A 4119-nucleotide genomic window follows, 5' to 3' on the forward strand; every position below is an offset into this window, starting at 1 on the left:
CCGTGCAGGCTCGCGGTCGCGTCCGGCAGGTTCGGCGTGCGCTCGCCCTCGAAGTAGGGGACCAGCACGAGGCCGTCGGCACCCGGCTCCGCCTCGAGCGCCAGTGCGGCGAACTCGTCGAAGTCGCTGCCGAGCAGGGTCGCGGTCGAGGCCAGCACGCGCGCGGCGTTGAGCGTCGCGACCAGCAGCAGGAAGCGCCCGCTCGCGTCGGCGAAGCCGGCGACGGTCCCGGAGGCGTCGCGCACCGGGTCGTCCGTGACTGCGAAGACGGTGCCGCTCGTGCCGATGCTGACGACCACGTCGCCGGGGCCGGCGCCGAGGCCGAGCGCGGCGCCCGCGTTGTCGCCCGCGCCGGGGCCGACGACGAGTCCGCTCTCGGTGCGGCCCGCCTCCTCCGAGGGGCCGAGCACGCGGGGGAGCAGCGGGCGGTGGCCGAGGGCGCGCTCGAGCAGGTCGAGGTCGTAGCCGTCCGCTCCCCAGTACGAGGTGCCGGACGCGTCCGACCGGTCGGTCGTGAGCGCGTCGAGCTGCGGACCACGGGCGGAGTCGGGGCCGTAGCCGAGCAGGCGCCAGGTCAGCCAGTCGTGGGGGAGCGCGACGGCGGCGACACGGGCGGCGTTCTCGGGCTCGGCGTCGCGCAGCCAGCGGAGCTTGGTGGCGGTGAAGGAGGCGACCGGCACCGATCCGGTCCGCTCCGCCCAGGCCCCGGCTCCGAGCTCCTCGATGAGCGCGGCGGCGGCGGGCGCGCTGCGGGTGTCGTTCCAGAGCAGAGCGGGGCGGATGACGGCGCCGCTGTCGTCGAGGACGACCATGCCGTGCTGCTGGCCGCCGACCGAGATCGCGGCGACGTCGTCGAGCCCGCCGGCGTCGGCGAGGGCGAGCTGCAGCGCCTCCCACCAGGCGGCCGGATCGACCTCGGTGCCGTCCGGGTGGCTCGCCCGGCCGGTGCGCACCACGGCGCCGGTGTCGAGGTCGCGGACGACCACCTTGCAGCTCTGGGTCGACGAGTCGATCCCTGCGACGAGCGTCATCGCTGTCCTCTTTCGTTGGGGGGTTCGGGTTCGGGCGTCCGGTGCGGAACCGGGCCGGATGCAGGAGAACGGACGAGATCCCGTGCGGGTGCAGGGGATCTCGTCCGTCTCAGGTCGTCCCGCGGCGGACCGCGGGCTCAGGGGGTGCGGGTCAGCCGCGGGCGCCGAGCAGGTGCTCGGTGGCCAGCTGCTGCAGGCGCACGAAGCCGAAGCCCTTGCCGCCGAGGTAGGCGTCGGCGTCGAACGACTCGTACGAGGCGGTGTCCGCGAGCAGGTCGTCGTACGACTCGCCCTCGTTCAGCGTCGGGGTGGAGAGCTCGGCGACCTTCGCGGCGGCCAGCGCCTCCTGCACCTCGGGGTCGGCGCGGAAGGCCGCGGCGCGCTCCTTGAGCAGCAGGTAGGTGCGCATGTTCGCGGCGGCCGAGTCCCAGACTCCGGTCTCGTCCTCGGTGCGCGAGGGCTTGTAGTCGAAGTGGCGCGGGCCGTCGTAGGCCGGGACGCCGCCGGGGCCGCCGTTCTCGAGGAGGTCGACGAGCGAGAACGCGTTGTGCAGGTCGCCGTGGCCGAAGACCAGGTCCTGGTCGTACTTGATGCCGCGCTGGCCGTTGAGGTCGATGTGGAAGAGCTTGCCGTGGTACAGCGCCTGGGCGATGCCGGCGGTGAAGTTCAGGCCCGCCATCTGCTCGTGGCCGACCTCGGGGTTCACGCCGACGAGCTCGGGGCGCTCGAGGGAGTCGATGAACGCGATCGCGTGGCCGAGCGTCGGCAGCAGGATGTCGCCGCGGGGCTCGTTCGGCTTGGGCTCGATGGCGAAGCGGATGTCGTAGCCCTTGTCGGTGACGTAGTCGCCGAGCAGGTTGACGGCCTCGCGGTAGCGCTCGAGCGCGGCGCGGATGTCCTTGGCGGAGTCGTACTCGGCGCCCTCGCGGCCGCCCCACATGACGAAGGTCTTCGCGCCCAGCTCGGCGGCGAGGTCGATGTTGCGGAGGACCTTGCGCAGCGCGAAGCGGCGGACGTCGCGGTCGTTCGAGGTGAAGCCGCCGTCCTTGAAGACCGGGGCGCTGAAGAGGTTGGTGGTGACCATCGGCACGACGAGGCCGGTGGACTCCAGCGCGCCCTTGAGGCGGTCGATCTGGGTCTGGCGCTCGGCGTCGGTGGAGCCGAAGGCGAACAGGTCGTCGTCGTGGAAGGTGAGGCCGTAGGCGCCGAGCTCGTCGAGCTTCTCGACCGCGTGGACGACGTCGAGCGGCTCGCGGGTCGGGCCGCCGAACGGGTCCGTCCCGTTGTAGCCGATGGTCCAGAGGCCGAACGAGAACTTGTCGGCGCGGGTGGGGGTCAGGGACATGGGATCCGAATCCTTTCCGGCGACGTCGCCGAATTGTTGTTGAGCCCAACATATCCCCTGAGGGTCGGGAGGCGCAACGCGCGGAAGGCCCGGCGCGTCGCCCTCCGGCCCCTCGCGGGTGCCGCCCGTTCGTGCCGCGGAACCGCTCGCGGAGCGGGCCGGCGCCCGGGGAGGTCGTCGCGAGGATCGCTTGCGCAAGCGCTTCGACTGTGCGTACAGTCGCTCCAGCACGACCGGTCGAAGCGCTTCGAAGCTCGACCGCGACCGACGACGACGTCCGGCAGGAGGAGCCATGGCGACCATCCACGACGTGGCCCGCGCTGCCGGGGTCTCGATCAGCACCGTCTCCTACGCCCTCTCCGGCAAGCGCTCGATCGCCGCCTCCACCCGGCAGCGCGTCGACGACGCGGTGCGCCAGCTCGGCTACCGGCCCCATGCGGGAGCCCGGATGCTCGCCGGGGCGCGGACCCACATCCTCGCCCTCTCCGCCCCGATGCGCGGCGAGCTGCACCTGCCGACCCACATGCGCTTCGTCACCGAGGTGCTCGAGCGCGCCCGGGAGTCGGACTACGACGTCCTGCTGCTCGTCACCGACGAGGCCTCGAGCGGCATCGGGCGCGTCTCCTCCTCCTCGCTCGTCGACGGCATCGTCCTGATGGGCGTCGACGACGACGACGACCGCGCCGAGCTGATCCGCGCGGCGGGGGTCCCCGCCACCTTCATCGGCGTGCCCGCCGACTCCCACGATCTCGCCTGCGTCGACCTCGACTTCGCCGAGGCCGCCCGCCAGAGCGTCCGCCGGCTCGCTGAGCTGGGCCACCGCTCGCTCGGCCTGCTCGAGCACCCGCAGTCCTACACCGACCGCAACGCCGGCTTCGTCCGCCGCTTCGACGAGGCGTTCCGCGACGAGGCCGCAGCGCTCGGAGTCGAGATCGCGGTCGAGCGCCCGCACATCGGCCGCCCGAGCGCACAGGCCGCGATCGACGCGATCCTCGCCGCACCCGTCCCGCCCACCGCGCTCGTGCTGCACTGCAACGAGCCCGTGGCGGAGGCGGCGATCGAGCGCGTCCTCGAGCGCGGCCTCTCCGTCCCCGGCGACCTGTCGATCCTGGCGGCCTGCGCCAGCTACGACGGCGGCGCCCTCCCCGTCCCCACCAGCAGTCTTCCGCTCCCGTTCGACGCGATGTGCCGAGCGGCCGTCGCGCGGACCCTCCAGCAGATCGACTCCGGCCGCACCGTCGGCGTCGAGCTGCTCCCGCCCTCCTACGTCGACCGCGGATCCCTCGCGGTCGCTCCGACCGGCGCCCCGGTGCCGGCGGTCCCGTCCGGCACTCCCGCGCCGGCCTCCCTCTAGTCCTCCACCCTCTTCCCGCCCGCTCCGGCTCTGCGCACTGTCGAAACGCTTCGACACCGCGCCTCCGTGAGAGAGCGCTCCCTGCACCACCTCCGCAGCACCACCGCACCGTTCGAAGGAGAACCACCGCAATGTCGCTCCGATCCCGCTCCGCCTTCCACCGCCCGACCGCCGGTCTCAGCCGGCGCAACCTCCTCGCCGGCGGAGTCGGCCTCAGCGCGATGTTCGCGCTGGCCGCCTGCTCCGGTGGCGGCTCCGACGCCGGCTCCGACGCGCTCTCGACCACGGTCGACGGCGCCGGCCGCACCCTCACGCTCTGGGACTTCGAGACGCCCGACAGCGACCGCGGCATCGCCTGGCTCGCCGCCCGCGACATCTTCACCCAGGAG

Annotated in this window: 3 protein-coding genes and 1 pseudogene; 2 read left to right on the plus strand and 2 right to left on the minus strand. The window is 73.3% G+C overall.

From position 1 onward, the window contains the following. Both C5C27_RS16740 and xylA read right to left on the minus strand, forming a co-directional pair. On the minus strand, nt 1-1031 hold a 1031-nt coding region (locus tag C5C27_RS16740), incomplete at its 3' end, for an FGGY family carbohydrate kinase (RefSeq protein WP_104314966.1). A gap of 151 nt (nt 1032-1182) precedes the next feature. Continuing rightward, nucleotides 1183-2376, minus strand: coding sequence for a xylose isomerase (gene xylA / locus C5C27_RS16745; protein ID WP_104227357.1), 1194 nt, complete (start codon nt 2374-2376; stop codon nt 1183-1185). A gap of 292 nt (nt 2377-2668) precedes the next feature. Between xylA and C5C27_RS16750 the strand changes: the two genes are divergently transcribed. Continuing rightward, nucleotides 2669-3730, plus strand: a complete 1062-nt coding sequence (locus C5C27_RS16750) for a LacI family DNA-binding transcriptional regulator (protein ID WP_104314967.1) — start codon at nt 2669-2671, stop codon at nt 3728-3730. 131 nt (nt 3731-3861) lie between these two features. Next, nucleotides 3862-4119: pseudogene (locus C5C27_RS16755) on the plus strand (hypothetical protein); the annotation flags it as partial.

The organism is Rathayibacter sp. AY2B7, from assembly GCF_002931635.1.
GTDB lineage: Bacteria > Actinomycetota > Actinomycetes > Actinomycetales > Microbacteriaceae > Rathayibacter.